General features: G+C 66.6%; 25 protein-coding genes. 9 read left to right on the top strand and 16 right to left on the bottom strand.

Annotation, left to right across the window (positions count from 1 at the left end):
• Positions 1–30: 30 nt before the first annotated feature.
• The 3 genes from QN239_RS06875 to QN239_RS06865 are packed head-to-tail and all read left to right on the top strand — an operon-like array spanning position 31 to position 2296.
• Complete coding sequence (locus tag QN239_RS06875; RefSeq protein ID WP_499008930.1) at positions 31–855, top strand: SDR family NAD(P)-dependent oxidoreductase; 825 nt, start codon at positions 31–33, stop codon at positions 853–855.
• The gene (locus tag QN239_RS06870) at positions 852–1256 is read left to right on the top strand and encodes a nuclear transport factor 2 family protein (RefSeq protein ID WP_499008928.1); all 405 of its coding nucleotides are present in this window, start codon (positions 852–854) and stop codon (positions 1254–1256) included. The genes QN239_RS06875 and QN239_RS06870 overlap by 4 nt, the downstream gene beginning before the upstream one ends.
• The gene (locus QN239_RS06865; protein WP_499008926.1) at positions 1253–2296 is read left to right on the top strand and encodes a TIGR03857 family LLM class F420-dependent oxidoreductase; all 1044 of its coding nucleotides are present in this window, start codon (positions 1253–1255) and stop codon (positions 2294–2296) included. The genes QN239_RS06870 and QN239_RS06865 overlap by 4 nt, the downstream gene beginning before the upstream one ends.
• 25 nt (positions 2297–2321) lie before the next feature.
• On the opposite strand, the gene QN239_RS06860 is transcribed toward QN239_RS06865, so the two are convergent.
• The 8 genes from QN239_RS06860 to QN239_RS06825 form a co-directional block, all read right to left on the bottom strand.
• A complete protein-coding gene (locus QN239_RS06860) occupies positions 2322–3002 on the bottom strand; it encodes an L-ribulose-5-phosphate 4-epimerase (RefSeq protein ID WP_499008924.1) in 681 nt (226 codons plus the stop codon).
• Positions 2999–4099 (bottom strand): aldose epimerase family protein, encoded by a 1101-nt coding sequence (locus tag QN239_RS06855; protein WP_499008922.1) that lies wholly within the window; start codon positions 4097–4099, stop codon positions 2999–3001. Before QN239_RS06855 ends, QN239_RS06860 begins: the two co-directional genes overlap by 4 nt.
• On the bottom strand, positions 4096–5121 hold the full coding sequence (locus tag QN239_RS06850) for a carbohydrate kinase family protein (RefSeq protein ID WP_499008920.1): 1026 nt from the start codon (positions 5119–5121) through the stop codon (positions 4096–4098). The genes QN239_RS06855 and QN239_RS06850 overlap by 4 nt, the downstream gene beginning before the upstream one ends.
• A complete protein-coding gene (locus QN239_RS06845) occupies positions 5118–6008 on the bottom strand; it encodes a 6-phosphogluconolactonase (RefSeq protein WP_499008918.1) in 891 nt (296 codons plus the stop codon). Before QN239_RS06845 ends, QN239_RS06850 begins: the two co-directional genes overlap by 4 nt.
• Before the next feature lie 45 nt (positions 6009–6053).
• Positions 6054–7280, bottom strand: a complete 1227-nt coding sequence (locus QN239_RS06840) for an ROK family transcriptional regulator (RefSeq protein ID WP_267292684.1) — start codon at positions 7278–7280, stop codon at positions 6054–6056.
• Positions 7281–7285: 5 nt separating this feature from the next.
• Complete coding sequence (locus QN239_RS06835; protein ID WP_499008916.1) at positions 7286–8722, bottom strand: APC family permease; 1437 nt, start codon at positions 8720–8722, stop codon at positions 7286–7288.
• 197 nt (positions 8723–8919) lie between these two features.
• A complete protein-coding gene (locus QN239_RS06830; protein ID WP_499008914.1) occupies positions 8920–9984 on the bottom strand; it encodes a GGDEF domain-containing protein in 1065 nt (354 codons plus the stop codon).
• A gap of 103 nt (positions 9985–10087) precedes the next feature.
• Positions 10088–11191: a glutamate--cysteine ligase 2 gene (locus QN239_RS06825; protein WP_499008913.1), complete on the bottom strand. Its 1104-nt coding sequence runs from the start codon at positions 11189–11191 to the stop codon at positions 10088–10090.
• A gap of 133 nt (positions 11192–11324) precedes the next feature.
• Between QN239_RS06825 and QN239_RS06820 the strand changes: the two genes are divergently transcribed.
• From QN239_RS06820 to QN239_RS06805, 4 genes are all read left to right on the top strand, one after another.
• Entirely contained in the window at positions 11325–12509 is a 1185-nt protein-coding gene (locus QN239_RS06820; RefSeq protein ID WP_499008911.1) for an acetyl-CoA acetyltransferase, read from the top strand.
• Positions 12509–14008, top strand: a complete 1500-nt coding sequence (locus tag QN239_RS06815) for a carotenoid oxygenase family protein (protein WP_499008909.1) — start codon at positions 12509–12511, stop codon at positions 14006–14008. The genes QN239_RS06820 and QN239_RS06815 overlap by 1 nt, the downstream gene beginning before the upstream one ends.
• 35 nt (positions 14009–14043) lie before the next feature.
• Positions 14044–14871, top strand: coding sequence for a winged helix-turn-helix transcriptional regulator (locus QN239_RS06810; RefSeq protein WP_499016620.1), 828 nt, complete (start codon positions 14044–14046; stop codon positions 14869–14871).
• A gap of 172 nt (positions 14872–15043) precedes the next feature.
• The gene (locus QN239_RS06805; RefSeq protein WP_090354710.1) at positions 15044–15493 is read left to right on the top strand and encodes an Hsp20/alpha crystallin family protein; all 450 of its coding nucleotides are present in this window, start codon (positions 15044–15046) and stop codon (positions 15491–15493) included.
• Between the two features lie 44 nt (positions 15494–15537).
• Here QN239_RS06805 and QN239_RS06800 read toward each other — a convergent pair whose 3' ends face one another.
• Entirely contained in the window at positions 15538–16122 is a 585-nt protein-coding gene (locus QN239_RS06800; protein WP_499008907.1) for a GNAT family N-acetyltransferase, read from the bottom strand.
• Positions 16115–16525 (bottom strand): hypothetical protein, encoded by a 411-nt coding sequence (locus QN239_RS06795; RefSeq protein WP_090354706.1) that lies wholly within the window; start codon positions 16523–16525, stop codon positions 16115–16117. Before QN239_RS06795 ends, QN239_RS06800 begins: the two co-directional genes overlap by 8 nt.
• A gap of 42 nt (positions 16526–16567) precedes the next feature.
• Here QN239_RS06795 and QN239_RS06790 point away from each other — a divergent pair, with 42 nt between their 5' ends.
• Both QN239_RS06790 and QN239_RS06785 read left to right on the top strand, forming a co-directional pair.
• On the top strand, positions 16568–17044 hold the full coding sequence (locus tag QN239_RS06790; protein WP_499008905.1) for a cupin domain-containing protein: 477 nt from the start codon (positions 16568–16570) through the stop codon (positions 17042–17044).
• A 42-nt stretch (positions 17045–17086) separates the two neighbouring features.
• Positions 17087–18742, top strand: coding sequence for an NAD-binding protein (locus QN239_RS06785; protein WP_499008903.1), 1656 nt, complete (start codon positions 17087–17089; stop codon positions 18740–18742).
• On the opposite strand, the gene QN239_RS06780 is transcribed toward QN239_RS06785, so the two are convergent.
• From QN239_RS06780 to QN239_RS06755, 6 genes are all read right to left on the bottom strand, one after another.
• Positions 18720–19463, bottom strand: coding sequence for a VOC family protein (locus QN239_RS06780; protein WP_499008901.1), 744 nt, complete (start codon positions 19461–19463; stop codon positions 18720–18722). The two genes, QN239_RS06785 and QN239_RS06780, sit on opposite strands and share 23 nt — an antisense overlap.
• Positions 19464–19512: 49 nt before the next feature.
• On the bottom strand, positions 19513–20412 hold the full coding sequence (locus tag QN239_RS06775) for a DUF559 domain-containing protein (protein ID WP_499008898.1): 900 nt from the start codon (positions 20410–20412) through the stop codon (positions 19513–19515).
• Positions 20413–20542: 130 nt separating this feature from the next.
• Complete coding sequence (locus QN239_RS06770) at positions 20543–20974, bottom strand: type II toxin-antitoxin system Rv0910 family toxin (protein ID WP_187096933.1); 432 nt, start codon at positions 20972–20974, stop codon at positions 20543–20545.
• The gene (locus QN239_RS06765; protein ID WP_090354693.1) at positions 20975–21160 is read right to left on the bottom strand and encodes an antitoxin; all 186 of its coding nucleotides are present in this window, start codon (positions 21158–21160) and stop codon (positions 20975–20977) included.
• A 10-nt stretch (positions 21161–21170) separates the two neighbouring features.
• The gene (locus QN239_RS06760; RefSeq protein WP_499008895.1) at positions 21171–23543 is read right to left on the bottom strand and encodes a cation-translocating P-type ATPase; all 2373 of its coding nucleotides are present in this window, start codon (positions 23541–23543) and stop codon (positions 21171–21173) included.
• Positions 23540–25096, bottom strand: a complete 1557-nt coding sequence (locus tag QN239_RS06755) for a serine hydrolase (protein ID WP_499008893.1) — start codon at positions 25094–25096, stop codon at positions 23540–23542. The genes QN239_RS06760 and QN239_RS06755 overlap by 4 nt, the downstream gene beginning before the upstream one ends.
• Positions 25097–25110: the final 14 nt, after the last annotated feature.

Here is a 25110-nt window from a genome sequence, read left to right as displayed (position 1 = left end):
ACTTGCGCACAAGCAAGTAAGAATGTGGTCATGGTTACACATCGATTGAAGATCGCGGGCAGCCGCGCGCTCGTCACCGGCGCCAGCAGAGGAATCGGTGCCGACCTGGCCCGCGGACTGCGACGAGCCGGTGCGACGCTGGCCTTGGTCGCCCGCCCGTCCGACGAGTTGTTCGCGTTGACCGAGGAGCTCGGCGCCAAGGCATACCCCACCGATCTCACCGATCACGAGGCCGTTCGGGGCCTGCTCGATCGCGTCGAGGCCGACGGTCCCATCGACATCCTGGTCAACAACGCCGGCGACGAGAAAATCGGACGCTTCGACGAGATGACCGCCGAAACGTTGGATTTCATTCTGGATCTGAACGTCCGGGCAGTGGTCGAACTACAGCGCCAGGCTGTCCCGCGCATGGTCGCCCGGGGGCGCGGCCACGTGGTCAACGTGTCGTCCATCGGCGGCCTGATCTGCCCGCCCAATCTGGCCGTCTACGCGGCCACCAAGGCGTTCATCACCCATCTCACGGCCAATCTGGCCGCCGAGTTCCATAACAGCCCGGTCGGTTTCACCAAGGTGGAGATCGGTGAGGTGGCCGACACCGGTCTGATGGAGAAGGGGCGCACCGACGCGGTCTTCACCGCGTTGGTGCAGCGGATGTACCGGCTGCACCTGAGCAGATTGATCACGCCGGCAGAGATCACCGGTGCCACGCTGGCTGCCATCGAGAACGGGCGGCTGTCCGTACGACTGCCCCGGCGCATCGGTCTCAGCTCGTACCTCGTCGACGGCCCGCGCGCACTGACCAGTCTGCTGGCGCGCGATCTTCGTCGTAAACAGCCGTCGATGGCCGGGCGGTGAGCGACCGGGCGGCGAGTCCGCGGACGGTCGTCGAACGCTACAACTACGAGCTCTGGAACGACCAGAACTACGCGGTGGCCGACCAGATCATCGGTGCGGAGATCATCCGGAACACGCCGGGCGGTCGGACCGTACTGACGCACGAGCAGGCGGTGACACGCGTCCGGGATTTGTGGGCCACGGTGCAGAACGTGCACTTCACGCTCGTGCAGATCGTCGCCGAGGGCGACCTCTGCTCGATCGTGTACCAGGCGGACATCGTCAACCACGACGACACCCCCGACTTCATCGCCGCGATCGAGGTGTTCCGGGTCTTCGAGGGTCGAATCGTCGAAGTGTGGAACCCCTGCACGTATGACCACGATCGGTGGCCTGAACTCGCCACGGAGAGGAACGCATGAGCACGACCATCAGACCGGAACTGGGCTTCTACACCCTTGGCGGACAACCCGAATCGCCGCGGGTGCTGATCGACGAGGTTCGGCAGGCCGAAGCCATGGGCCTTGGGCACGTGTTCATCTCCGAACGTTTCAACACCAAGGAAGCGTGCACACTGTCCGGCGCGGCCGCCGCGGCCTCTGAGCACATCGGCATCGCCACCGGCGCGACCAACCACAACACCCGCCACCCCATGGTCACCGCGGCATACGCGCTCACGATGCACGGGATGAGCAACGGCCGCTTCACCTTGGGTATCGGACGCGGAGTACCACCGCTTCAGGATGCCTTCGGCATGCCCCGCATCACGACCGCGCAGATGGAGGACTTCGTCGGCGTCATGCGCAGGCTCTTCCGCGGGGAAACCGTCGTCGGCCACGACGGCCCGATGGGGCACTACCCCCTCCTGCGACTGGGCCAGGACTACGACGTCGACATCCCGATGGGCATGGTGGCCTTCGCGCCGAACTCACTGGAGTTGGCCGGCCGGGTGATGGACCAGGTCATCCTGCACACCTTCTTCACCGACGAGACCCTGGCTCGATGCGTCCAGACGGTGAAGTCCAGCGCCGAACGCGCCGGCCGCAATCCGGATGACGTCAAGGTGTGGTCCTGCCTGGCCACCATCGGTGACCACATCCCCGAGGAGATGCGGCTGCGAAAGCTCGTCGGGCGGCTGGCCACCTATCTGCAGGGCTACGGCGACCTGATGGTCCGCACGAACCGCTGGGATCCCGCAGTCCTGCAACGCTTCCGCGACGACGCGGTGGTCAAGAGCTTCTACGAGGGTGGGCTACAGGCGATCGACAGTCCGACCACGCCCATCGACAAACTCGAACACATCGCGACCCTTCTCCCCCCGGACTGGACGGCACCGGCAGCCACGGGTAGTGCGCCAGCCTGTGTCGCCACCATCCGGGAACAACTGGCCCTGGGCGCCGATGGCGTGATACTTCACGGCGCCACCCCTGCCGAGTTGGAGCCGATCCTGGCGGCCTACTAGGTAGCCACCCGTCGGCGCCGGGGACTCAAGGCTGTTGTCCGTAGACGTGCTGATATCGGTCGAAGAGCCGGTCGATGGCAGTGTCGGGAAGGGGATCGGGTTCACCGAACTGACGCGCGATATGCACGGTCCTGGCCACATCTTCGAGCATCACCGCGGCTTTGACGGCGTCCTGCGCGTTGGTCCCGACGGTGAACGGTCCGTGGTTGCGCATCAACACCGCCCGGCTGCGGTGTCCGGTGAGCGTCTCGACGATGCCGCGTCCGATGGAATCGTCGCCGATCACCGCGAACGGGCCGACCGGGATCGGACCACCGAACTCGTCGGCCATCGCGGTGATGACGCACGGGATGGGCTCGCCACGTGCGGCCCAGGCGACGGCATAGGTCGAATGGGTATGCACGATCCCGCCCACCTCGGGCATATGCCGGTAGACATAGGCGTGTGCCGCGGTATCGCTCGACGGGGAGCGGTGCGATCCCACCGAACCGGGAACGACCCGGCCATCCAGCGTGCACACGACCATATCCTCGGGACCGAGGTGGTCATAGGACACGCCGCTCGGCTTGATGACCATCAGGTCAGCGCCCGGTACTCGGCTCGACACATTGCCTGCGGTCCACACCACCAGACCGTTGCGCACCAAATCCTGGTGCAGGAGCGCCAATTCATCGCGAGCCTCGGCGATGGCCGCTTCGGTGCTCATGCCGGCACCCCTGCCGCGGCGGCCCCCACGGTGCCGAACCGGTACTCGGTCTGGCTGCGGTACACCTCACCCGGGTGCAGTTCGACCGACGGGAACTCCGGGCGATTGGGCGAATCGGCGAAGTGCTCCGGTTCCAGCGCAATGGCATCGCCCTGACGGTAGATACGACCGCCGGCTCCGACGACGCTGGCATCCAGGAAGTTGCCGGTGTAGACGTCGAGTCCGGGTTCGGTGGTCCACACCTCGAGCGCCCGCCCCGACTCGGGCTCGACGAGGTGCGCCGCCCTGGCGAATCGGCTGCCGTCCAACGGTTTACGGAGGACGAAGTTGTGGTCGTAGCCACGTCCCAGGCGCAACTGCTCATGCCCGGTCCGGATCCGTTCGGAGATCCGTCGGGGTGCGCGAAAGTCGAAGGGGGTACCGTCGACCTGCTCGAACTGCCCGGTCGGAACCAACTCGGCCGTGACGGGCAGGTAGGCGTCGGCATCCACCGTCAACAGGTGCTCCCCCGCGCTTCCCGAACCCTCACCGGCGAGGTTGAAGTAACTGTGCCCGGTCATGTTCATGATGGTGGGCGCATCGGTGGTCGCTTCGAACCCGAGCCGCAGGACGTTGGCGTCACGCAGCAATTCGTAGCGCGCCGTGATCGTGACGTTGCCGGGGAAGCCGTTGTCGCCGTCGCAGCTGGTGATGGTCAATTCGAGGCCGCACGCGTGCGGGCTGTCCACGGCTTCCATCGTCCACACACGCTTGTCCAGACTGGCGCTGCCGCCGTGCATGGTGCCGAAGGGATCGTTGCGGTCCAGCTGGTAGGTCACCCCGCCCAGGGTGAAGCTGCCATCGAGAATCCGGTTGGCGCAACGCCCTACGATGGCGCCCAGATAGTACTCATCGGCTTCGTAGGAGCTCAGTTCGTCGTAGCCCAGGACGACATTCGCCGTGTCCCCGTCATTGCCCGGAACTTCGAGGCGCTGGATGATCCCCCCGAAGGACAGGATCGCGACCCGCATCCCGGTCTGGTTCTCGAGGATTCCCCGATGGACCTGGGTGCCGTCCGCGGTGACCCCGAACTCCTGTATCGCGCTGCTGGACATCATGTGGCTGTCACCTGGTCGGTGCCGGCCGGCGCCGACTGTTCGAAGATCACGCAGTTCTGCCTGTCGATATCGGTGTTGATGGTGTCCGGACTCGTCACACTCAGCGCCGACAACGCCGTCGCCCGCGCGTTGGCGGGGACCAGGCTCAGCCCAGCCACCGTGCCGAGGATCAATCCCGCGAGATGCGCGTCACCGGCCCCGGCGGTGTTCTTCGCCGCGACGGTGCGAGGCGCCTGGTGGTGTAGCACCGCACCGTCCCATACCCAGCTGCCCGACCGGCCCGCCGTGATGCAGAAGCTCAACCCCGGATACCTGCCGACCAGAAGACCGACCGCCTGGTCCACCACCGCGCTCGTATTCTCTTTCAGTACAGCGAATTTCACCCCGACGAGGACGGCCGCTTCATCGATGTTGATGGAGAGCACATCCACCAAGCCCAGCACGCCGTCGGTGTACGCCTGGCGGATCTCACCGGACAGGAACGATGCGAAGCGCCCGAAGCCGTGTCGGGTCGCCAACTCCAGCAACGCGATGCGCGCAGCCATGGGTACCTCGGGTGCGGCAAGCACGATCCCGTGGTCGGCATACTGAGCGAACAACGAGGAGGTGGCGTCGATGTCCGCCGGCCCGACGACCGAACTGGCGGTATCGGTGAGGGTCAGGTTGCCGCCATCGCCGTTGGGATAGCTGAAGCAGACGGAGCTCAGTGTCGGTCGCGTGTGATCCGTGGCGACGTACGAGACGTCCATCCCCTCGGCGGCAAGTTCGGCCAACACGGTCTTGCCGGCGGCATCATCGCCCACGCTGCCCACCGGAACGACCCGCAGTCGTCGGTCCGCCAGCCGGGCGACGTAATGCAGGATGATGTGCAGCTTGCAGCGGTCCTGTGTGTCGACCAACCGGGCAGCCCTGCTCTCTTCGCGTCCGAGAGTGTGGTCGCCCTCCAGCACCAAGGCCGTGCCGACTCCCAGCCCGCCGGTGCCGATCACGATGTCGCATCGGCGTCGGTGGATACCGGTCACAGCGCGGTCACCCAGCCTGGGTTCAGCGAGATCGGGTGCTGTGCAGTCTCTTTGGTTGCCGTGAGCATCGCATCGGGGTGGCCCTGCAGCAGGGTGACGGGATACTCCGCGGTGGGGTCGCCGAACAGCGCCACCCGCAGCGCGGTCTGCTTCCACGCACCGGTATCGCTGAACAGACGCACCCGGCGGGCCGCCAGAATCTCGCGCATGCCGAGTGTCACCGACATCGGCGGGACGAATTGGTAAGCGCCGCCCAGGGTTCGCTGCGAGAGCGCGATGATCGTGTCGACATTGTTGTCCTGGATTCGCGCTGTCGAATTCCGCAGGTCGTCCACCGAGATCTCACTGAACGGGTTGCGCCGCGCCTGGTTGTAGGCCACGTGACCGTCCTGTCCCCAACCGCCGTAGGCGAGGTCGGCGGGATTCTCGATCAGTTCGGCCGACATGGCGGCACAGGTGTCCGGTGTCAGCCAGTGACGCTGCTCCACTGCCGGCAGCAGGGCAGCGTCGATCGCACCGTAGAACTCGCGCTCCATGGTTCCACGGAAGCTGTACGGATGATCGCGCGAGATCTCCAGACCTTGCCAATCCAGACATTCGTCCATGTGGAACACCTCGAGATTGCGCAGACTCACCTTGTCGGCGTTGACGATTCGGGCAAACGGCTCCATCCACGCCATCGGTCCGCACGGCAGGATCATCCGAAAACTGCGTCCTTCGTGCTGAGCCTGCACGACCGCGTCGACGAACTCCTGGGCCATGACGCGGCCCATCTCGGTCCTGTCCTCGACCATCCGGAACGGGATCCGGCGGGCGGGATGGGTCGTCAGCTCGTCCGCGGGAATCGCGCACCATTCCAGCAGCGCGCGCTTGGACAGAGTTTGCATGAAAGTACTCCTTTGTCATGAGGGACGGTCGTCGGGTCGAGACCGTCAGGGCATGGGATTGAGTGCATCGAAGGCGCGTTCGGTCGCCTTGTAGAGCGCGCCGGTGACGCCGCCATCGCCGCCGAACGCGGCCAGCCGCACGTCGGGCATGATCGGCACGAGTTGATCGAGTTCGTCGCGCAGTGCGTCCAAGAGCATCTCGCCACCCTTGGACAGACCACCGGCGATCAGCACGCATTCGGGGTTGATGACGCACACCGCGGCTGCGATGCCCGCCGCGATTCGATGAGTCATGCAGCGGAACACCGCAAGTGAGGCCTGGTCGCCTTCGCGGATGCCCCGGAACACGACCTCGGCGTCGACCTCATCCGGGTTACCACCCGCGAGCTCCCGCAGTCGAGAACCGCCTGGCTCGGTGGCAGCGGCCCGCCCATGTCGGGCCCAGGCCCGTCCGCCGGCTGCCCACTCCCATGCGCCGATTCCGCTTCCGGCGGGCGGGTCATCACCGAAGCTCAGCGGTAGGTAGCCGAGTTCTCCGGCGGCGCCGACGGCCCCCGTGACCGGGCTGCCATTGGCGATGATGCCACCGCCGATGCCGATGCCGAGCTGCACGTAGAGGACCGTTCCGATACCCTCCGCCGCCCCGGCCACGGCCTCGGCGAGCACCGACAGGTCGGTTTGGCGTTCGACGAACACCCGCTCCGGTTCGACGTCGAGGCACTCGGCAAAGGCAGCACGCAAATCCGTGCCGTCCCAGTCGAGTATCTGTGGGGCGAGGCTGACCACGTGTGTGCGAGGGTCGACGACCCCAGGGGTGCTGACCACGATGGTGTGGAACTCCGAACTGTCCTCAGGGCCACTCTGGCGAACCGACGTCACCGCCTCCCCGACCAGACCGAGAAGGTAGTCCTTGTCGGGCTTCTCCCGGCGAGTACGAACCTCCTTGGCGGCCAGAACGTCGCCGTCCAGGGTGGCGGTTCGGGCACTGACCTTGTCGGCGCCCACGTCGATTCCGAGTACGCATCCGTGTGTGGTCGATATTCTCAGACTCAGTGCGGGACGGCCTTGTTGGCGCTTGGACGGCTCCGACTGATACTCCTCGAGCAGGCCTTCAGCGATGAGGTCGTCACAGATTTCCTTGATGGAGGTCTTCGACAGCTTGATGATGGCACCGAGCTGTGCTCGGGTGACACCTCGCCGGCTGTGCACCACGTCCAGGACCAGCCGGCGATTACGCGCCCGGGCCCGTTGCGGACTGTCGAAGACCACCATGGAAGTCAGCCTTTCTCGTCGGTGATGTCAATGGGTGAGAGATCCGGGGCGGCGAGCACCGACGCCGGCTCGCCGCGGAAGTTCGCCAGGAGCGCGGCGGCGGCCGCACATCCGATGACGACGATCGCGGCGATGTTACCGAGGTTGCCCGGATATTCCGGCCACGGGATGAACTGGAAGTACAGCGGCGCCAACAGAATTGCGACTGCCAGCCCGGGGAACACCACATGGAGCACGATATTCGTCCCGCGTTCGGTGCGGTCGGTGAGGTGGTATTTGATGCAGGCGAGGCAGGTCATGATGTAGATGATGATGGCGAACACGGTGATGAGCGCTCCGAGCACCGAGAACGTGGTGACCGGCCCCAGGATGAGTCCCAGGCCGAGAGCGACGATGATCGACACTCCCGTCTGGAAGTAGATGGCGAAGGTCGGAGTCGCGTGGGTGGGATGGGTGCTGCCGAAGCGGGCCGGTAGCCGACCCATCCGGCCGAAGGCGAAGACGATTCGGGACGCGGCGATCGTGCCGGCGTTGATGTTTCCGAGGAAGCTGTTGAACAGGGCGAGCAGGACGAGCACCCAGGCGGGGCCCCAGAACTTGTGTGCCAGATCGATCCACGGACTGTCCGCGGTCGCGAAGTTGGCCATATCGTCGAAGCCCCATCCGATCACCGACGCATAGGAACACAGCACGTAGAAGGCGCCGCATGCCACTGCCGAGTACATGATGGTCCGCGGGATCGTGCGGCGCGGATCCTTGACCTCTTCGGCCAGGGGCGCGGCGGTTTCGAAGCCCTGAAACGCGAGGATCGAGAAGACGACGGCCTTGAAGATGCCCGTCCACCCCGGCTCGAGCGCGTTCGCGGGATTGAAGACGGCCAGGGTGTTGTGGTGGCCGCCGGCGACGATCATCCACACCGCCAGGACGAGGAAGGTGCCGATCTCCGCCGCGCCCATCACCACACCGGTGGCCGTGGACTGCTGGACGCCGCGAATGTTGAGCAGACAGACCAATAGAGCCGCGGGTATCACGAACACCCACCAGGGGATGTCGACTCCGGCCGCCGCGTTGATGGTGCCGGAGAGGAACTGGCCGAAGAACACGAGAACGATTGGCGCGATGAGCAATTCGAGCGGCGCGTACAGCCATCCGACGAAGGCTCCCGCCCTCTTGCCGAGGCATTGTTCGACGTAGTCGGCGAGGCCGCCGGCCGAGCTGAACACGCGGGCCAATGACCCGATTGCCACGCCCACCAGGAGAATGACGATCAGTGCGAGAAGAACCGCCAGCGGCGTCGCGGGGCCGGCGAACGCCACTGCCACCAAGAGCGAGGACGCGACCCCGGCGGCAGGCCCCATATGCGTCAGAGCCTGGAAGACTCCCGGCACCAAACCGATCGAGTTGCTGTTCAGAGATTGCGCCGGAGGCGCCGGTTGTGCCATTCATGTCTCCCTAATTAGATCGGACAGTGTCCGTATTAATGGAAGAAAGCTAACGCCTACCGCCCGACCTGGCAAGACCTGGGAGTTAAGAACGTGTTACCGCGCCATCGAGGGCGCGCCGCGCAGGGCATCGCATCGAGAAGCCCCACCGAATACGGCGACGCCGCTCCGCCGGACCTGCCTCCGGCCGCGATCCGTCAGGGGCGCGTTTGCCGCCTCTTACCCGAGTACATCCGCTCGTCTGCGGTCTTGAGCAGGTGGCTCAGCACCTCTTCCGATTCACCGGTCGGCGTCGGGCCTTCAGCTCGGGCGCTACCGATGCTGACGCTGATGCCCTCGCGCGACAGGAGCTGCCGCAGGGCGTCGGCCACTTGTTCCTTGGTGCGATCCGGCCGAACCGCCACGGCGATCCCGAACTCGTCACCGCCCAACCTGGCCGACACCGCCAACATTCCCACCGTGCTGATGATGCCGGCAGCCACCCTCCGCAGCACCTGGTCACCGTGGTCATGCCCATGGCTGTCATTGATCATCTTGAGGTGATCGACATCGACAAGTAGCACATCGACGCCGTGCGGCGAGGTTTCGATCAGCCGTCGCGCACGCAGATCAAAAGCACGCCGATTCGCCAGCAGCGTCAACGGATCCGTGGTGGCAACCATGTGACTACGAGCGATCGCCCGACGGATCTCACTGGTGTACTGACCGTGCAGGAGCACCGTGCCGTTGACGGCAACCAGCAGGACCACCGTCTGCCCGATGCCTCCGAGCGGGTCGGTATCTCCGGCGGCGACCGTCCGGACGCCGAACGCGACGATGACGATGCTGGACACCGCGATATGGAGCAGCCGGGGTACCGCGGTGAGAAAGTGCGCGGCGTACGCGCCCACCACCGCGAACAATGCGGTGCCGAGCAAAGCGGCGGCGGCGTTCTGGAACGCCAGGATCACCGTCAGACCGGTGTCGGCATAGGCGACGAACAACGTCGGAGCAGGTTGCCAACGCGCGCGCTGCGACCACCACACAGAACCGAGGTGCAGTCGGGTGGTGGCGATGGCGACCGGGAGTGTGGTGAGGGAGACCACCAGCACGACGCCCCTGGCCACGGGCGTCTGCGGCCCATCAGTGGAGGCCAGCGAGAGCACGCCGACGACACCGAACACCAGCACGAACGCCGCTATCGCGTACCTGAAGACTGGCTCGCGCAACACCAGGCCGTCAAGAATCTCGCGTTGCTGCAGCCGTGACCGCAACGCCATCATGATCCCCCGATACACCCGTCCCTGGGTCGATAGTAGCCATGCACGGTAGCCTGGGCGTTTCCGCACAGGCATCGCCCGGCCATGCCGTCGCGGAGATCGGGGGTCAGCCGAGGCCGGTCAGCGTTGCCCGGGCCACCTCATCGATGACGTCGGAGACTTCGCCGCGACGCCGCCACGCCGCCAGCTGCCGGCCGGCCCCGTTGCCCTCGGCGAGCACGCGCTGTAATTCCGCAGTCACGGTGTCATAGTCCCCAACGGTCTGCAGCGCCCCTGTCACCCGAGCCAGCAGCGCTTCCAGCATGCGCGGCGCGGGCACCAATGCGTGACTGTCGATCAAGTCAACGGCGAAGCCGCCCAAGCCATCTCGTGACGCACGCCAGTACGCCGCGGCCAACGCGTGCCCTGCGACGGGCTCCTGTGACCGGCCGTGCTCGATATCGTCGAGGGCGGTCATCACCAACGCGCGGACCAGCGCGGCCAGCAGCACGGTGTCACCGACCGTCGCGGGCACATCCGCGACGCGCACCTCGACGGTCGGAAACTTCGCCGACGGACGCACGTCCCAATAGACCATGCCGTCATCCAGCGCAGCGCCGGAGGTGAGCATGATGTCGACCAGTGCGTCGTACTCCGCGGCCGAGGCGAAATGCGGTGGCGGGCCCGCACTGGGCCAGCGCGCCCACAGCACGCTGCGCCAGCTGGCATACCCGGTGTCGGCACTGCGATATACCGCCGAGTTCGCGGACAATGCCAGCAGAGTCGGCAGCCACGGCCGGAGCCGATTGCTCACCTCGATACCGGTGTCCCGATCCGGGACGGCGACGTGCACATGGCATCCGCAGATGCCCTGCTCGTGCGCGATCATCCCGAACCGCTCGGCGATCTCTCGGTACCGCGGGGTGTCGGTGATCGGAAAGCGCTGCGACACGGTCGGCGGCAGGCCTACCGCCAGCAGTCGGGTGCCGGCATCTGCGGCGGCCTGGGCCGCGCCCGCGCGCAGTGTCGACAGTGCATCGCGGAGCTCTCGAGCACCGTGGACCACCGGCGAGGTCGTCTCCACTTGGCAGCTGGTCAGCTCCAACTGCAGATCGAGGCCGCGCTGTTCGGCGTATTTCGCCACGTCACGATTGCGGGGCACGGGTTCTCCGGTGCGGGGATCGACGAGGAGAAATTCCTCTTCCACCCCGACCGTCGGATGCTCAACCATGTCCGGGGATTCCCCCAGGGGGCATGTCCGCAAACCAGCGCCGGTGGAGGACACGTGCTCTCGCACCCCTTTCCCGACGCGGAGCCGGCGAATTCCCGCCGATTACTCTGTTAGTTGCAGTAACGTCGCGGTCATGGCGTGGATCCTCGGTGGCTATCAGAGCGATTTCGCCCGCAACCTGCACCGCGAGGGTGCCGATTTCGCGGCACTGACCGCCGAGGTGGTCCGTGAGACGTTGACCGCCGCGAAGACACGGCCGGCCGATATCGGCGTGGTGCACGTCGGCAATGCGTTCGGCGAGATGTTCGCGGCTCAGGGCCACCTGGGTGCCATGCCCGCAACCGTCGAGGACGCGCTGTGGGATGTCCCCGCGTCCCGGCACGAGGCGGCGTGCGCGTCGGGCGGGGTGGCGGTCTTGGCCGCGCTGGCCGACCTGCGGGCCGGCAACTACGACAGCGCCCTGGTGGTCGGCATCGAATTGGAGAAGACGGTGCCCGGCGACCTCGCCGCGCAGCATCTCGGCGCGGCCGCGTGGACCGGGCACGAGGGTGCGGACGCGAAATTCATGTGGCCCCACATGTTCTCCCGGATCGCCGACGAATACGACCGACGTTACGGCCTCGCCGACGTTCACCTCGACGCCCTTTCCGCACTGAATCACGCCAACGCCAAGGCCAACCCGAACGCACAGACCCGGGAGTGGGCGGCAACCACCGACAACCCGGTCGTGGAGGGCCGGATCCGGCGACTGGATTGCAGCCAGATGACCGACGGCGGCGCCGGCATCGTGCTGGTCTCCGACGGCTATCTGCGCGACCATCCCGAGGCGCGACCGATCGCCCGTATCGCCGGTTGGGGACACCGCACCGTCGGCCTGGGACTGCAGCAAAAACTGGACCGCGCCGAGGCGGATCCGTATGTGCTGCCTCATGTCCGGCGCGCCGTCGTCGACGCCTTCACCCGCGCCCAGGTGACCCTGGAGGATCTGGACGGTTTCGAAGTACACGACTGCTTCACCCCGAGTGAGTACCTGTCGATCGACCATATCGGTCTCACCGGGCCCGGCGAGTCGTGGAAGGCCATCGAGAACGGCGAGATCGAGATCGGCGGCAGGCTGCCGATGAACCCCAGCGGCGGCTTGATCGGCGGTGGTCATCCGGTCGGCGCCACCGGGGTCAGGATGTTGCTCGACGCGGCCAAGCAGGTCGCCGGAACCGCCGGGGACTACCAGGTCGACGGCGCGAAAACGTTCGGCACCTTGAACTTCGGTGGCAGCACCGCCACCACCGTCAGTTTCGTCGTCTCCCAGGGGTTCTGATGAATGTAGAAGTGGTCGCCAAGTATCTGTCCACCCTCCCCGAGGAGGACCACCACCCGTACCGCACCGGCCCGTGGCGCCCACAGACCACCGAATGGGATGCCGTGGACCTGCGCGTCGTCGAGGGCGAGATCCCCGGCGATCTGGACGGGGTGTACCTGCGCAACACCGAGAATCCGCTGCATCCCGCGTTCAAGACCTATCACCCTTTCGACGGCGACGGCATGTTGCACATGGTCGGATTCCGGGACGGAAAAGCCTTCTACCGCAACCGCTTCATCCCGACCGACGGCTTCCTCGCCGAGCAGGAAGCGGGCGGTCCGCTGTGGCCGGGAATCGCCGAGCCGGTCGAGCTGGCCCAGCGCGATCACGGCTGGGGTGCACGGACCTTGATGAAGGACGCGTCATCGACCGATGTGACCGTGCACCGCGGGGTCGCACTCACCAGCTTCTACCAGTGCGGAGACCTGTACCGGATCGACCCGTACACCGGGGACGCGCTGGGCAAGGCGGACTTCTCCGGCGGCTTTCCCGCCGACCTGGGTGTCTCGGCGCACCCCAAGGTCGACGGCACCACCGGCGAACTGCTGTTCTTCAACTACGGCAAGCAGGCCCCGTACATGCACTACGGCGTGGTCGACGAGCGCGATGCCCTGGTGCACTACGTCGACGTCGAACTCCCCGGCCCGCGACTGCCGCACGATATGGCGTTCACCGAGAACTATGTGATCCTCAACGATTTCCCGCTGTTCTGGGATGCCGAGATGCTCACACACAACGCGCACATTCCCCGGTTGCACCGGGATCTGCCGTCCCGGTTCGGGATCTTGCCGCGGCGCGGCGGGTCCGGCGAGATTCGCTGGTTCGAGGCCGCGACGACGTATGTCCTGCACTTCACCAACGCCTTCGAGGACGGCGACGAGATCGTGCTCGACGGGTTCTTCCAGGGCACCCCCGAACCGACCGATGCCGGAACCGCCGACGGGATGGATCCGCGGTGGCAGCGGTTCTTCCGGTATCTGTCCCTGGACGGGATGCAAACCCGGCTGCACCGCTGGCGGTTCAACCTGCACACCGGACAGACGCGCGAGGAGCAATTGTCCGACAGCTTGACCGAGTTCGGCATGATCAACCCCTCCTATGCGGCCAAGGACTACCGCTACACCTATGCCGCGACGGGTAAGCCGGGCTGGTTCCTGTTCGACGGACTGGTGCGCCACGATCTGCACACCGGTTCCGAGCAGCGCTACGCGTTCGCCGACGGGGTGTACGGCAGTGAGACCGCCATGGCGCCCCGGGTTGGGAGCAGCGCCGAAGACGACGGCTACCTCGTCACCATCACGACCGATATGACCGCCGATGCGTCGTACTGTCTGGTGTTCGACGCTGCCGGCCTCGCCGACGGACCGGTGTGCAAACTTCAACTGCCAGAACGGGTCTCCAGCGGAACCCACTCGACCTGGGCGCCCGGTTCGGAGCTGCGGCGCTGGCGGGAGTGAGGGAGCCCGGCCCCACCGTGAATGCCGTCGGCAGGATGCTCGGTGTGCTCGGTGATGAGTGGACGCTGCTGATCGCCCAGCAGGCGCTGTTGGGTGCCACCCGGTACGGGGAATTCGCCGCGCGGCTGCCGATCTCGAATGCGGCGCTGACGTCGCGGCTGGCGAGCATGACGTCCGAAGGGCTGCTGGACCGGGCCGGCCGAGACTATCGGCTGACCAGCAGCGGCCGGTCACTGTGGCCGATGCTGGTGTCCATCTGGGAATGGGAGCGCCGCTGGGTGCCCGAGCATGCGCTGCCTGCGATGTGGCACTCCGGCTGCGATGCGGAGTGTGCGCCGTCGCTGACATGTGGCGACTGCGGCGCGGCCACGACCGAGAAAACCCTGGATGCGCGGTGGGGTCCGAGCGGATCCTGGGCGCGGTCCATGCCCACCGTCGCCACCAGGCGGCGATCCCAGGGTGACCGAGCGGGCCTGTTCCCGCAGACCATGACCATCCTGGGCAATCGGTGGTCCTTCGCCGTCATGGTCGCCGCCTTTGTCGGCACCAGCCGATTCACCGATTTCGCCGCCCAACTGGGCGCCCCGCCGGGCTCCTTGTCCGACCGACTGCAGATCATGGTGGCCAACGACGTCCTGACCACCACCGACGGCCGCTACCGATTGACCGAGAAGGGCCGCGCGGTGCTACCCATCCTGGTGACCGCGCTGGACTGGGCACAGCGCTGGCTCGCCACACCCGAGGGCCCGGCCGTCGAGCTCACCCACACCACCTGTGGCGCCGCCTTCCATGCCGTGCTGGCCTGCGATCGATGCGGGGAGATCTTGCACGGACGGTCGGTCGGCGTCGTCCCCACCGCGTAGCCGACCCACCACACATGCTGCGCCACAGCGGGTATCGATGGTCACGTGGTGAAAAAATTCTCGACCCCAGGACTGGCACTCTCGCATCGAGAGTGCTAAAAATGGAACTGCACAGTGATTTGGCTGCCCGCCAGGGTGGTGGGCTCTTGAGCGAATGAGGAGGTGGATTACTGTGCTCCGTTTCGATCCGTTCAGTGACCTTGACGCCCTGACCCGCGGGCTGCTCACCAGCCAATCCGGATCATCGCGCACCCCGAGGTTCATGCCCATGGACCTGTGCAAGATCGATGACCATTACGTTCTGACCGCAGATCTTCCCGGCGTCGATCCCGGCTCGGTGGACGTCGACGTGGACAACGGCACGCTGACCATCTCGGCTCACCGCACGGCCCGCACCGACGACTCGGTCCAATGGTTCGCCAACGAGCGGTTCTTCGGCAGTTACCGCCGGCAACTCTCACTCGGCGAAGGCATTGACACCTCAGCCATTTCAGCGACGTACGAGAACGGTGTCCTCACCGTCACGATCCCGCTGGCCGAACGGGCCAAGCCGCGCAAGATCGATATCGCGCACGGCGGCGGCCAGCGATCCATCGAACCGAATACCGTCGACTCACAGTGAGTCGCCACCGCCGGGGGTGGCGTCACAGCCCACCCCCGGCGGCTTCACTCGCGCTGTAGCCGGAACCGCAGGTTGTTGCGCACCGCCGGCCACTCGATATCCAGAATCGAGTAGACGACGGTGTCCCGGCGCGACCCGTCGGGCAGCAGCTGGTGGCTGCGCAGCACCCCGTCCAGTTTGGCCCCCAGCCGCTCGATTGCCGCGCGGCTGGTGGTGTTGAAGAAGTGGGTGCGGAATTCGACTGCCACACAGTTCAACTCGTCGAAGGCATGGCCGAGCAACAGAAGTTTGGCCTCGGTGTTCACCCCGGTGCGGCGCACCGAGGCGCGGTACCAGGTGGCCCCGATCTCCAGTCGCCGGTTCGGCCCGTCGATGTTGAGGTAGCTCGACGACCCGACCAGAGTTCCGTCCAGGGCCCGCACCACGAACGAGAACGCGGCCGGGTTGCCCAGCCAGGTCTGCACCCAACGGCCCGCGGTATCCGGCGACGGGGCACCGGTGAACCACAGCCGCCCGAGGTCGCCATCGGCGGCGGCTTCGGCGATCTCGTCGGTGTGATCGGTGCTCAGCGGTTCCAGCGTCACCCAGTGTTGCCCCGTCAGCGTCACGGGTTCGACGAAGCTAGTCACCCCAGGCCACCACCATGGTCAGCACCGACAGCACGATCCCGACGGCCACCGCACCCGCGCCGACGAACAGCCCGTAACCCGCGGCGATGGGCGCATGCACGTACAGCCGGAAGTACCAGCCGATCAGCGCGGCGATGATCATCGAAAGTGACAGGGCGGCAGCAGAAGCCAGCCTGGGAGACAAGCGTTGCGCGGCCATCGCGGCCGCCACGATCAACGTCGAGGCCAGCAGCACGATCAACTGCCCGACACCGAAACCGGGCGGTGGCACCTCGATGGCGCCCGTCCTCGCCCCGATGGCATTGGCCCGGCCGCCGTGGGTGGTGAGCCAGGGCAGCCATGCGCTCACGATCAGCACGAGCGCACACAGTGCCACCAGCCAGCCGGGACGCAGACGTGCCATACGGCTCAGGTTATCCGGTTGGCCACCGTAGTCTGGGTTGCCATGACGGATCTCCCCGATTGGGCGCGGGAACTGGACTTGTCCCCGCATCCGGAGGGCGGCTGGTACGCGGAGACCTGGCGCAGCGCGCTGACCACTCCGCAGTCGGCGCTGCCCCCGGAGTACACCGGTCCGCGCAGCGCGGGCACCGCGATCCTGTTCTTGTTGATGCCCGGTCAACAGTCGGCCTGGCATACCGTCCGCAGTGCCGAGTTGTGGCTCTATCACCGCGGCAGCCCGCTGGTGCTGGAAGTCGGGCCGCGCCAAGCGGAGGCCTCCGAGCTGCTGTTGGGCGCCGATATCGCCGCCGGCGAGCAGCCGCAGGTGGTGGTGCCGCCCGGCTACTGGCAGCGGGCCCGGCATCTGGGGCGAGCGCAGCGACGGGGAGAAGCACCGGACGACGAACCCACACTGGTCAGCTGTGTGGTCGTGCCCGGTTTCGACTTCGCAGACTTCGCGCTGGGGGCGCCGAGCCCTTAGCCTTTCCTGGGGCGAGCGAAGCGACAGGAAAGGTGGCGCCCTATGCAGGGGCACATCATCGTGTGCGGCACCGACGCGCTGGCCGAGCGCATTGCCGACGAACTGCGCGGCGCCGGCGCGACGGTGGTCCCGCTACAGGATCCGCGGGCCCTGTCCACCGCCGATGTCCCGTCGGCCACCGCGGTGGTCTGCGTCGGCGACGATGACGCCGTCAACCTCGAAATCGCTTTGCTGGCACGCCAACTGAGCCCGCAGGTGCGGGTCGTGGCCCGACTGGCCAATGGTGTGCTCCGCGAGGCGGTCGCGTTCGGCAACGGGCCCGGCGCCATCCTCGACGTCGCCGACCTGGCCGCCCCCTCGGTGGTCGAGGCCTGCCTGGATCGCACCACCCACACCATCGCGGTGGCAGGTATCGACTTCGTCGTGTCCGGTGCCGACGTGCCGCGCGACGCCACCCTGCGCGAGATCTACGGCGACCTGGCCCCGGTCGCGGTGATCCACGGCGACGCTTCGGTGACCGCCTGTCCGGGTCGTGACATCACCGTCCACGAGGGCGACCGGACCGCCATCATCGGTACCGCCGCCGAACTGGCCGGACACGGTATCGAGGTGTCGAAACCTTTGAGCCACAACCGGGTCCGGCGGCCACCGCTGCGCCGGTTCTTCGATGCCGTCCGGGTACTGCGCGATGACATCAACCCGATGTTCTACCGGGCGCTGGCGGCCTCGATGACCCTGCTGATCGGGTCGACCGTGCTGTTGCGCTTCACCTATCAACGGCCGCCCGGGATGAGCTGGATCGACGCCCTGTACTTCAGCACCGAAACCATCGCCACCGTCGGCTATGGCGACTTCAGCTTCATCGAGCAGCCGTCCTGGCTGCGCCTCTGGGGTATCGGGCTGATGTTCGCCGGTGTCACCACCACCGCGATCCTGGTGGCCTTCGTCGCCGACGTGCTGCTGTCGCGGCGACTGGCCCAGTCCGCGGGCCTGCGGCGGGCCCAGCATCTGCACGACCACATCGTCGTGGTGGGCCTGGGCTCGTTCGGGATCCGGGTGGTCAGCGACCTGGTGCACGCCGGATACGACGTCGCCGTCATCGACAGCGATGAGGACAACCGATTCCTGCCCACCGCACGCCGCCTGGACGTCCCGGTGATCTTCGGCGACGCGACACTGCGCGAGACCCTCGAATCGGCCCGAGTGGCGCACTGCCGGGCGATCGCCGTCCTGACGCCCAACGATGTGGTCAACATCGAGACCGGCATCGTGCTGCGCGAGCTCACCGCCGACCAACCCGTCGTGATGCGGGTGTACGACCGGGTGCTCGGCGCGGCCGTCGCGCAGCGGTTCGGTTTCGAGAACGTGCGCTCGACGGTGGAGCTGGCCGCGCCGTGGTTCATCGGCGCCGCACTCGGTCTGCAGGTGTTCGGTACCTTCTCCGTCGGCCAGCATTCGTTCATGGTGGGCGGGGTGCGCGTGGAACCGGGCAGCGAACTGGACGGGGTGCGAATGGCGGATATGTCCACGCAGACCCGGGTCATCGCGATCACCCGGCCGGGAGCGGCGACGCGGCTGCATCCACGTCGCGACACCCAACTCACCGCAGGTGACACCGCCTATCTGGTGGGGCCGTACCGCGAACTGCTGGCCACCTTGCGAAAAGGACAAGCCGTCACGTCAGCGACGACAGGTTGAATCCCGCGCCGGTGGGGTCGGTGACCGACGCCAGCCGGCCGTACGGGGTGTCCTCCGCGGCGCGGACGACGGCACCGCCGTTGTCGACGATCAGCTGCTGGGTCTTGTCCACGTCGTCGGCACCGAGGAAGAAGAACCAGTTCGACGGTTCACCCGCGCTCATGAACGCGGTGCCGTCCATCACGCCGATCAGCGGTTCGCCATCGAATACCGCGGTGCTGTAGCGGAATTCGTCGGTATCCCCGGCCACCTCGGTCTGCCAGCCGAAGACGTGCACGTAGAAGTCGAGCACCTTGGCGAAGTCGAGGGTGGTCAGCTGGTGCCACACCGGGGTGCCGGCCACGCCGGTGATCTCCGTACCGGGGTGACCGGTGGGCTGCCACAGCCCGACCACACCCCCGCTGGGATCGGAGACCATGGCCATCCGGCCCTGGGCGGGGATGTCCATGGCGCCGCCGCAGCAGGCCCCGCCCGCCGCGGTCACCCGGGCGAGGGTGGCATCCACATCCGCGGTGTGCAGGTAGGTGTTCCACCGGTCGATGGGATGGGTCATCAGGCCGGCCACCGGCTTTCCGTCGACGTGGGCGGTCACGTAGCCGCCGTATTCGGGGCCGGCATCTTCGAAGGTCCAGCCGAAGACGGTGCCGTAGAAGCGTCGGGCCACCTCGAGATCAGAGGTGGCCAGGTCGATCCAACAGGGTGCGCCGAGTGGTGTGGTCATGCCGGTACCGACCCGCGCCGGCCACGAAACTCATCGCGGTTGTGCGGTTTCATCGGCAACGCGCCGGATGTGCCCACGGAATCGGCACAAATGCGTCGCGGCAGCCGCGCGCACGCAATGCAGACGCCACGCGCCCCAGGAATCGCCGATCACGCAGCAGTCCTGCACTCATCCGGATGACGGTCCACCCCAACTCGTCGAGCAGCGCCGCCCGGTCGATGTCCCAGCTACGCTGCTTGGCATCCGTCCAGTGCTGGGCGCCGTCGTATTCGACCGCAACATGGAATTCGGGCCACCCCATGTCGAGGCGCGCAAACGCGTGTCCGTATTCGTCGAACACCTCGATCTGGGTGTGCGGGATCGGAAACCCTGCCGATATCAGAGCAAGCCGGGTCAACGACTCGTACGGTGACTCCGCTCCCCCGTCGACCAGTGGCAAGACCTTGCGCAACTGCTTCAACCCGCGCGCTCTCGCATGCCGCTGCGCCACCTCTTCGATCTCGATGGTCTTGACGTTCGTGGCGGCAATCAACGCGTCGATCCGCTGCACCGCTTCCGCGACGGGCAACCACCTACCAAGGTCGAAAGCGGTCCGGGTAGGCGTCGTCGTCGGTATCGGCGTGCCTGTCACCTCATCGGGGTGCAGGCGCTCCGTGTGCACCGTCAGCAACGCGGGCGGACGCCGGTTGCCATGTAACAACTGCGCGGGCTCGCCAGGTTCAATCCACTTGGCGCCCAGCATCGCCGACGCCGACAACCCGGCCACCACGCCCTCGCGGCCGGACCACAGCCAGGCAGCGCGCGCACGCAGTTGGGGTGTCAGCTCGGCACCGCGTGGAATCCAGACCCCGGGGTAGACGGCTTGGTAGAACCGCCGAAGCTCCCACGATGTCAGCGCGCCGGCGTCGAGCATCTCGCCCGCTCGAAACGGCCAGTCGATGTCTTGCATCCGCCGACCATCGCAGTCGCACCCGACGATTCAGGGCCCATCTCAGCCGGTTATCCACAGGCCGGCCGTCGCGCTTGTGCGGTTTCAGCGGGCCGCCTCGGCGCGTCGCCCACGAAACCGCACAAACGCGTCAGGAGAAGACGGTCCTGAACTTGTACAGCGACTGCTGGATATCGGTGCGCAACGCGGCGGCCACCACCATGCCGATCGGCCCGAACAGCGCCGGACCACCCAGGTGGATGTCCAGCTGCACCGCCGATCCCTCGTCCACAGACTTCACCTTGGCGATCAGCTTGACCTTCACGCCACCCTTGCCGTCCCCGTTGAGGGTCATCGACTCCGGCGGCTTGTAGTTCACGATGGTCCAGTTGACCCGGTTGGCCATGCCCTTGACCTCGACGATGGAGTCGATCTTGGTGCCCTTGTCCAGCGTCTCCGGCAGCGTCGAGCGCCACACCCGGTGGATGCTGAGCCACTCCGAGAACCGGGACAGATCCGACGCGGCTTCCCAGGCCTTCTCCGGCGACAACGGCACGTCGACGGAGACCGATAGCTTGGCCATCTACGCCGGGTGGGTCGGGTCGATGTTGCGGGCCGCGTTCTTGGCCGCGTCCTGCGCCTTGTCGACGATGCCCTGGTATTTGTCCCCGGTCTTCTCGTCCACGATGTCGCCGACCTTGTCGATCGCGGCTTCCACCTTGTCGGTGTTCTCGGCGATCAGGTTCTTCGCCTTATCCAGAAAACTCATGGGGCCTACCTTATCGCCACAGTTTGCGGGGTTCGCCAGACGCTCGGCCCTCGATCCACCACAACACCTCGATGACCGCGGCGGCCACCAACCCGATGCCCAGCGCCAACGATGTCTGCGCGACATTGCTGGGATCGAGCATGAACTTCTCCTGGGCCAGCGGGATCGAGAAGATCACCACGTAGGCCAGCGCGGACACCGCCACGAGTGCCACCCGCCACCACTGGTAGGGCCGGGCCACCACGGCCAGCACCCAGACCGCACCCACCAGCAAGGTGATCAGCGCCGCCGTGGACGCCTGGGTCTGTTCGACCTTGGTCGCATGCGAGCCCTGGTAGGCGAGCAGATAGGAGATCAGCGTGGCCAGGCCCACCACCACACCGTTGGGCACCGCCGAGGTCATCACCCGGCGCACGAAGCCCGGGTGGGCTCGCTCGTTGTTGGGCGCCAGCGACAGGATGAACGCCGGGATGCCGATGGTGAACCAGGCGGCGATGGTGACGTGGATCGGCTGGAACGGGTACAGCAGGGCGTCGGATCCGAACAGTTTCGACGCCAGACCTCCGAGACCTACCAGCGCGGCCAGCAGCACCGAGTAGACGGTCTTGGTGAGGAACAGGTTGGAGACCCGTTCGATGTTGCCGATCACCCGGCGGCCTTCGCCGACGACATACGGCAGGGTGGCGAACTTGTTGTCCAGCAGCACGATCTGGGCCACGGCACGGGACGCCGAGCTGCCCGATCCCATGGCGACACCGATATCGGCGTCCTTGAGCGCCAGGACGTCGTTGACGCCGTCGCCGGTCATCGCCACGGTGTGCCCGCGGGACTGCAGCGCGTGCACCATGGCCCGCTTCTGGTCGGGACGAACCCGGCCGAAGGTGGTGTACTCATCCAGCGTGGACGCCAGTTCTTCAGGGTCATCCGGTAGCCGACGCGCATCGAGGGTTTCGCCGTGCAGGCCCAACGTGCCGGCCACCGCACCGACGGAGACGGCGTTGTCACCGGAGATGACCTTCACCGCCACCTTCTGCGAGGCAAAGTAATCCAGGGTGTCGCGAGCATCCGGGCGCACCCGCTGCTCCAGCACCACCAACGCGGCGGGGGTGACGGTGCCGGGGGCGTCCGCGGCATCGACGGCGGTGTCGGACGATCCGAGCAGCAACACCCGCAGCCCGTGCGCCCCGATCTGCTCGGCATCTTCGGCCTCCGGGGAGGCTGGGTCCAGCAGCACATCGGGCGCGCCGATCACCCAGTTGCCGTGTTCGCCGTAGGAGGCGCCGCTCCACTTGGTGGCCGATTTGAACGGTGCCGAGGCGGTCTGGGTCCAGCCGGGCGGCATCTTGTAGGCCTCGGCGATGGCGGCGATGCTGGCGTTGGGGCGAGCGTCGTCGGCGGCCAGTTGGGCCAGCACGTCGGTCACATCGGATGTCGACAAGGTCTTCAGGTCGCTGACCCGCATCCCGTTTTCGGTCAGCGTGCCGGTCTTGTCCGCGCACACCACGTCGACCCGGGCCAGGCCCTCGATGGCGGGCAGCTCCTGCACCAGGCACTGCCGCCGGCCCAACCGGACCACGCCGACGGCGAAGGCGATCGAGGTCATCAGCACCAGACCTTCGGGCACCATCGGCACTAATGCCCCGACCATCCGCAGCACCGACTCGCGCCAGCCGACGTCAGTGGTGAACAGCTGGGTGTAGATGATCAGCGCGCCGGCAGGCCACAGCAGGTAGGTGATGAACTGCAGGATCTTGTTGATCCCGCTGCGCAGTTCGGATTTCACCAGGGTGAACTTGCTGGCCTCCTCGGCCAGCTTGGCGGCGTACGCCTCGCGGCCCACCTTGGTGGCGCGGTAGGCACCGCTGCCCGACACCACGAAACTGCCCGACATCACCGGATCGCCGGCGTCTTTCTGGATCGGGTCGGCCTCACCGGTCAGCAGCGATTCGTCGACCTCGAGGTTGGCGCCCTCCAGTACCTCGCCGTCGACGATGATCTGGTCACCGGGCCCGAGTTCGATGATGTCATCGAGCACCACCTCGTTGGGTGACAACGCCACGGTCCCGGACTGCCTGCGCACCAACGGTTTCGCCTGCCCGACGATGGCCAGCCGGTCCAGGGTCTGTTTGGCCCGCAACTCCTGGATGATGCCGATCGCGGAGTTCGCGACGATCAGCAGGCCGAACAGGCCGTTGATCACCGACCCGGTGGCCAGCACGATCGCGAACAGCACGCCGAGAATCGCGTTGACGCGGGTGAACACATTGGCCCGCACGATCTCGGACACGCTGCGTGCGGCCCTGGTCGGGACGTCATTGGTCTGCCCGTCGGCAACCCGCTGGGCGACCTCGGTATCGCTGAGTCCCGAAATGATCGTCGTCACTTGGTGAATACCGCCTCGTCGTAGTACTCCAGGGTGAGCTTGCCTCCGTCGAAGGTGGCCTTGGAAATGCTTCCGGGTGGGGAGTTCTCGCTGATGAACGAAAACGTGAAGATATTGCCGTCCCAATGGGTGAGCTCGACGGTGTCCCCGCCTGGACCGAGAGTGAGGGCCAGTTTGCCGTTCTTCTCCGCGATGACGGCCGGCCCCCAGTAGTCATTGCGGTAGGTGCCGACATAGCTCGACAATGGTTGCGCCGGTGTGGGATTGGCTGGCCGTTGCGCGCCGACCAGCGAGCCGACCGGATCACTCATCGGGAGCATCGCCCCGGTGTACAGCTTGCACCAGTCCTCCCGCACCGAACCGAATTGAACAAGGTCGGCGAATTCGGCCGTCAGCGCCTCGGGCACACCGGACGGCGTGGCGTTGGTCAGCGCGACGATCGCCACGTCGGCCGACGGCAGGAACAGGACATTGGTGCCGGCGCCGAGCTCGAACGCGCCGGAGTGACTCAGCTGGGTGCGGGCCGCCGAGGTGGTGCCCACGTTGAACCCGAAACCGTAGGAGCCCGTACGCATCGCAGGTTCCGACGGCGGGCTGGACACCACCTGGGGAGTGAGCGCGGGCAGCAGGGCCTTCGGGTCGATGAGCTGGCGGCCCTGGTAGCTGCCGTTGGCCAGCACCATTTCCAGCCAGTGCGTCATATCGTTGACCGACGAACTGACCCCACCGGCCGGAGCCTGCTGGTCGGCGTCGCGGACGAACTTGGGCTGGTATCCCCCGTCGATGCGGACATGGCCGACCGCGCGGTCTTTGCGGCCTTCGTAGTCGGCGAAACGGTAACTGGTGGAAGACATTCCAAGCGGGCCGAACAGCACGTCGCGGCCCAGCTGGTCCCACGACTTACCCGCTGCCGCGGCGACTGCCTCGGCACCGGCCGTCAATCCGTAGTTGGTGTAGGCGTAAGAGATCCGGAACGGGTCCAGCGGGAGTTGGCGCAGCCGTTCCAGCACCTGCCGGCGGTCGTAGCCGATATCCTCCAGCAGATCGCCGGCGTGGTCGGGCAGGCCGGAGCGATGGGAGAACAGGTCACCGATGGTGACCATCCGGGTGACGGCGGGATCTGACAGCGCGAACCACGGCAGCTTGCTGGTGACCGGGGTGTCCCAGCCGATCGCCTTTTCACCGACCTGGTGTGCGACCACGGTGGCACTCAGCGGTTTGGACACCGAGGCCAGCTGGAAGACGGTGTCCGGGCCGACCCTGTTGGTATCACCGGCCCCGGCCCGGTTGTCCTTGACACCGAACCCTTTGGCATAAACCGTTTTTCCACCGTGCACCACCGCGACCGCCAGACCGGGGATCCCCGATTTGCGCATGAGTTCGTCGGCGATTCCGTCGAGTTTGCCGACCGCGTTCTCGACCGCGTTGTCCGGCAACGGCATTGCCGGGACGAGCGGGGGCGGTTGATCGGACAGGATCCTCGCCGGGCCGGTTGCCGGCGTCGTGCAGCCGGCCAGCAGCGCGACAGCCGCGATGCACAATATCCGTCTCACAGGGAAGAACGCTA

The sequence above is a fragment of the Mycolicibacterium sp. Y3 genome, from assembly GCF_051188035.1.
Lineage (GTDB): Bacteria > Actinomycetota > Actinomycetes > Mycobacteriales > Mycobacteriaceae > Mycobacterium > Mycobacterium fluoranthenivorans.
Note: the sequence above shows the minus strand (reverse complement) of the source record. Positions and strands in the feature narration are given on the sequence as shown.

Bases quoted from the DNA above. Each gene is read 5' to 3' on its own strand.
- QN239_RS06875 (WP_499008930.1), top strand. From the start codon at position 31: ATGGTTACACATCGATTGAAGATCGCGGGCAGCCGCGCGCTCGTCACC.
- QN239_RS06865 (WP_499008926.1), top strand. From the start codon at position 1,253: ATGAGCACGACCATCAGACCGGAACTGGGCTTCTACACCCTTGGCGGA.
- QN239_RS06860 (WP_499008924.1), bottom strand. From the start codon at position 3,002: ATGAGCACCGAAGCGGCCATCGCCGAGGCTCGCGATGAATTGGCGCTC.
- QN239_RS06855 (WP_499008922.1), bottom strand. From the start codon at position 4,099: ATGATGTCCAGCAGCGCGATACAGGAGTTCGGGGTCACCGCGGACGGC.
- QN239_RS06845 (WP_499008918.1), bottom strand. From the start codon at position 6,008: ATGCAAACTCTGTCCAAGCGCGCGCTGCTGGAATGGTGCGCGATTCCC.
- QN239_RS06840 (WP_267292684.1), bottom strand. From the start codon at position 7,280: ATGGTGGTCTTCGACAGTCCGCAACGGGCCCGGGCGCGTAATCGCCGG.
- QN239_RS06835 (WP_499008916.1), bottom strand. From the start codon at position 8,722: ATGGCACAACCGGCGCCTCCGGCGCAATCTCTGAACAGCAACTCGATC.
- QN239_RS06830 (WP_499008914.1), bottom strand. From the start codon at position 9,984: ATGATGGCGTTGCGGTCACGGCTGCAGCAACGCGAGATTCTTGACGGC.
- QN239_RS06825 (WP_499008913.1), bottom strand. From the start codon at position 11,191: ATGGTTGAGCATCCGACGGTCGGGGTGGAAGAGGAATTTCTCCTCGTC.
- QN239_RS06820 (WP_499008911.1), top strand. From the start codon at position 11,325: ATGGCGTGGATCCTCGGTGGCTATCAGAGCGATTTCGCCCGCAACCTG.
- QN239_RS06815 (WP_499008909.1), top strand. From the start codon at position 12,509: ATGAATGTAGAAGTGGTCGCCAAGTATCTGTCCACCCTCCCCGAGGAG.
- QN239_RS06810 (WP_499016620.1), top strand. From the start codon at position 14,044: ATGCTCGGTGTGCTCGGTGATGAGTGGACGCTGCTGATCGCCCAGCAG.
- QN239_RS06795 (WP_090354706.1), bottom strand. From the start codon at position 16,525: ATGGCACGTCTGCGTCCCGGCTGGCTGGTGGCACTGTGTGCGCTCGTG.
- QN239_RS06790 (WP_499008905.1), top strand. From the start codon at position 16,568: ATGACGGATCTCCCCGATTGGGCGCGGGAACTGGACTTGTCCCCGCAT.
- QN239_RS06785 (WP_499008903.1), top strand. From the start codon at position 17,087: ATGCAGGGGCACATCATCGTGTGCGGCACCGACGCGCTGGCCGAGCGC.
- QN239_RS06780 (WP_499008901.1), bottom strand. From the start codon at position 19,463: ATGACCACACCACTCGGCGCACCCTGTTGGATCGACCTGGCCACCTCT.
- QN239_RS06775 (WP_499008898.1), bottom strand. From the start codon at position 20,412: ATGCAAGACATCGACTGGCCGTTTCGAGCGGGCGAGATGCTCGACGCC.
- QN239_RS06770 (WP_187096933.1), bottom strand. From the start codon at position 20,974: ATGGCCAAGCTATCGGTCTCCGTCGACGTGCCGTTGTCGCCGGAGAAG.
- QN239_RS06765 (WP_090354693.1), bottom strand. From the start codon at position 21,160: ATGAGTTTTCTGGATAAGGCGAAGAACCTGATCGCCGAGAACACCGAC.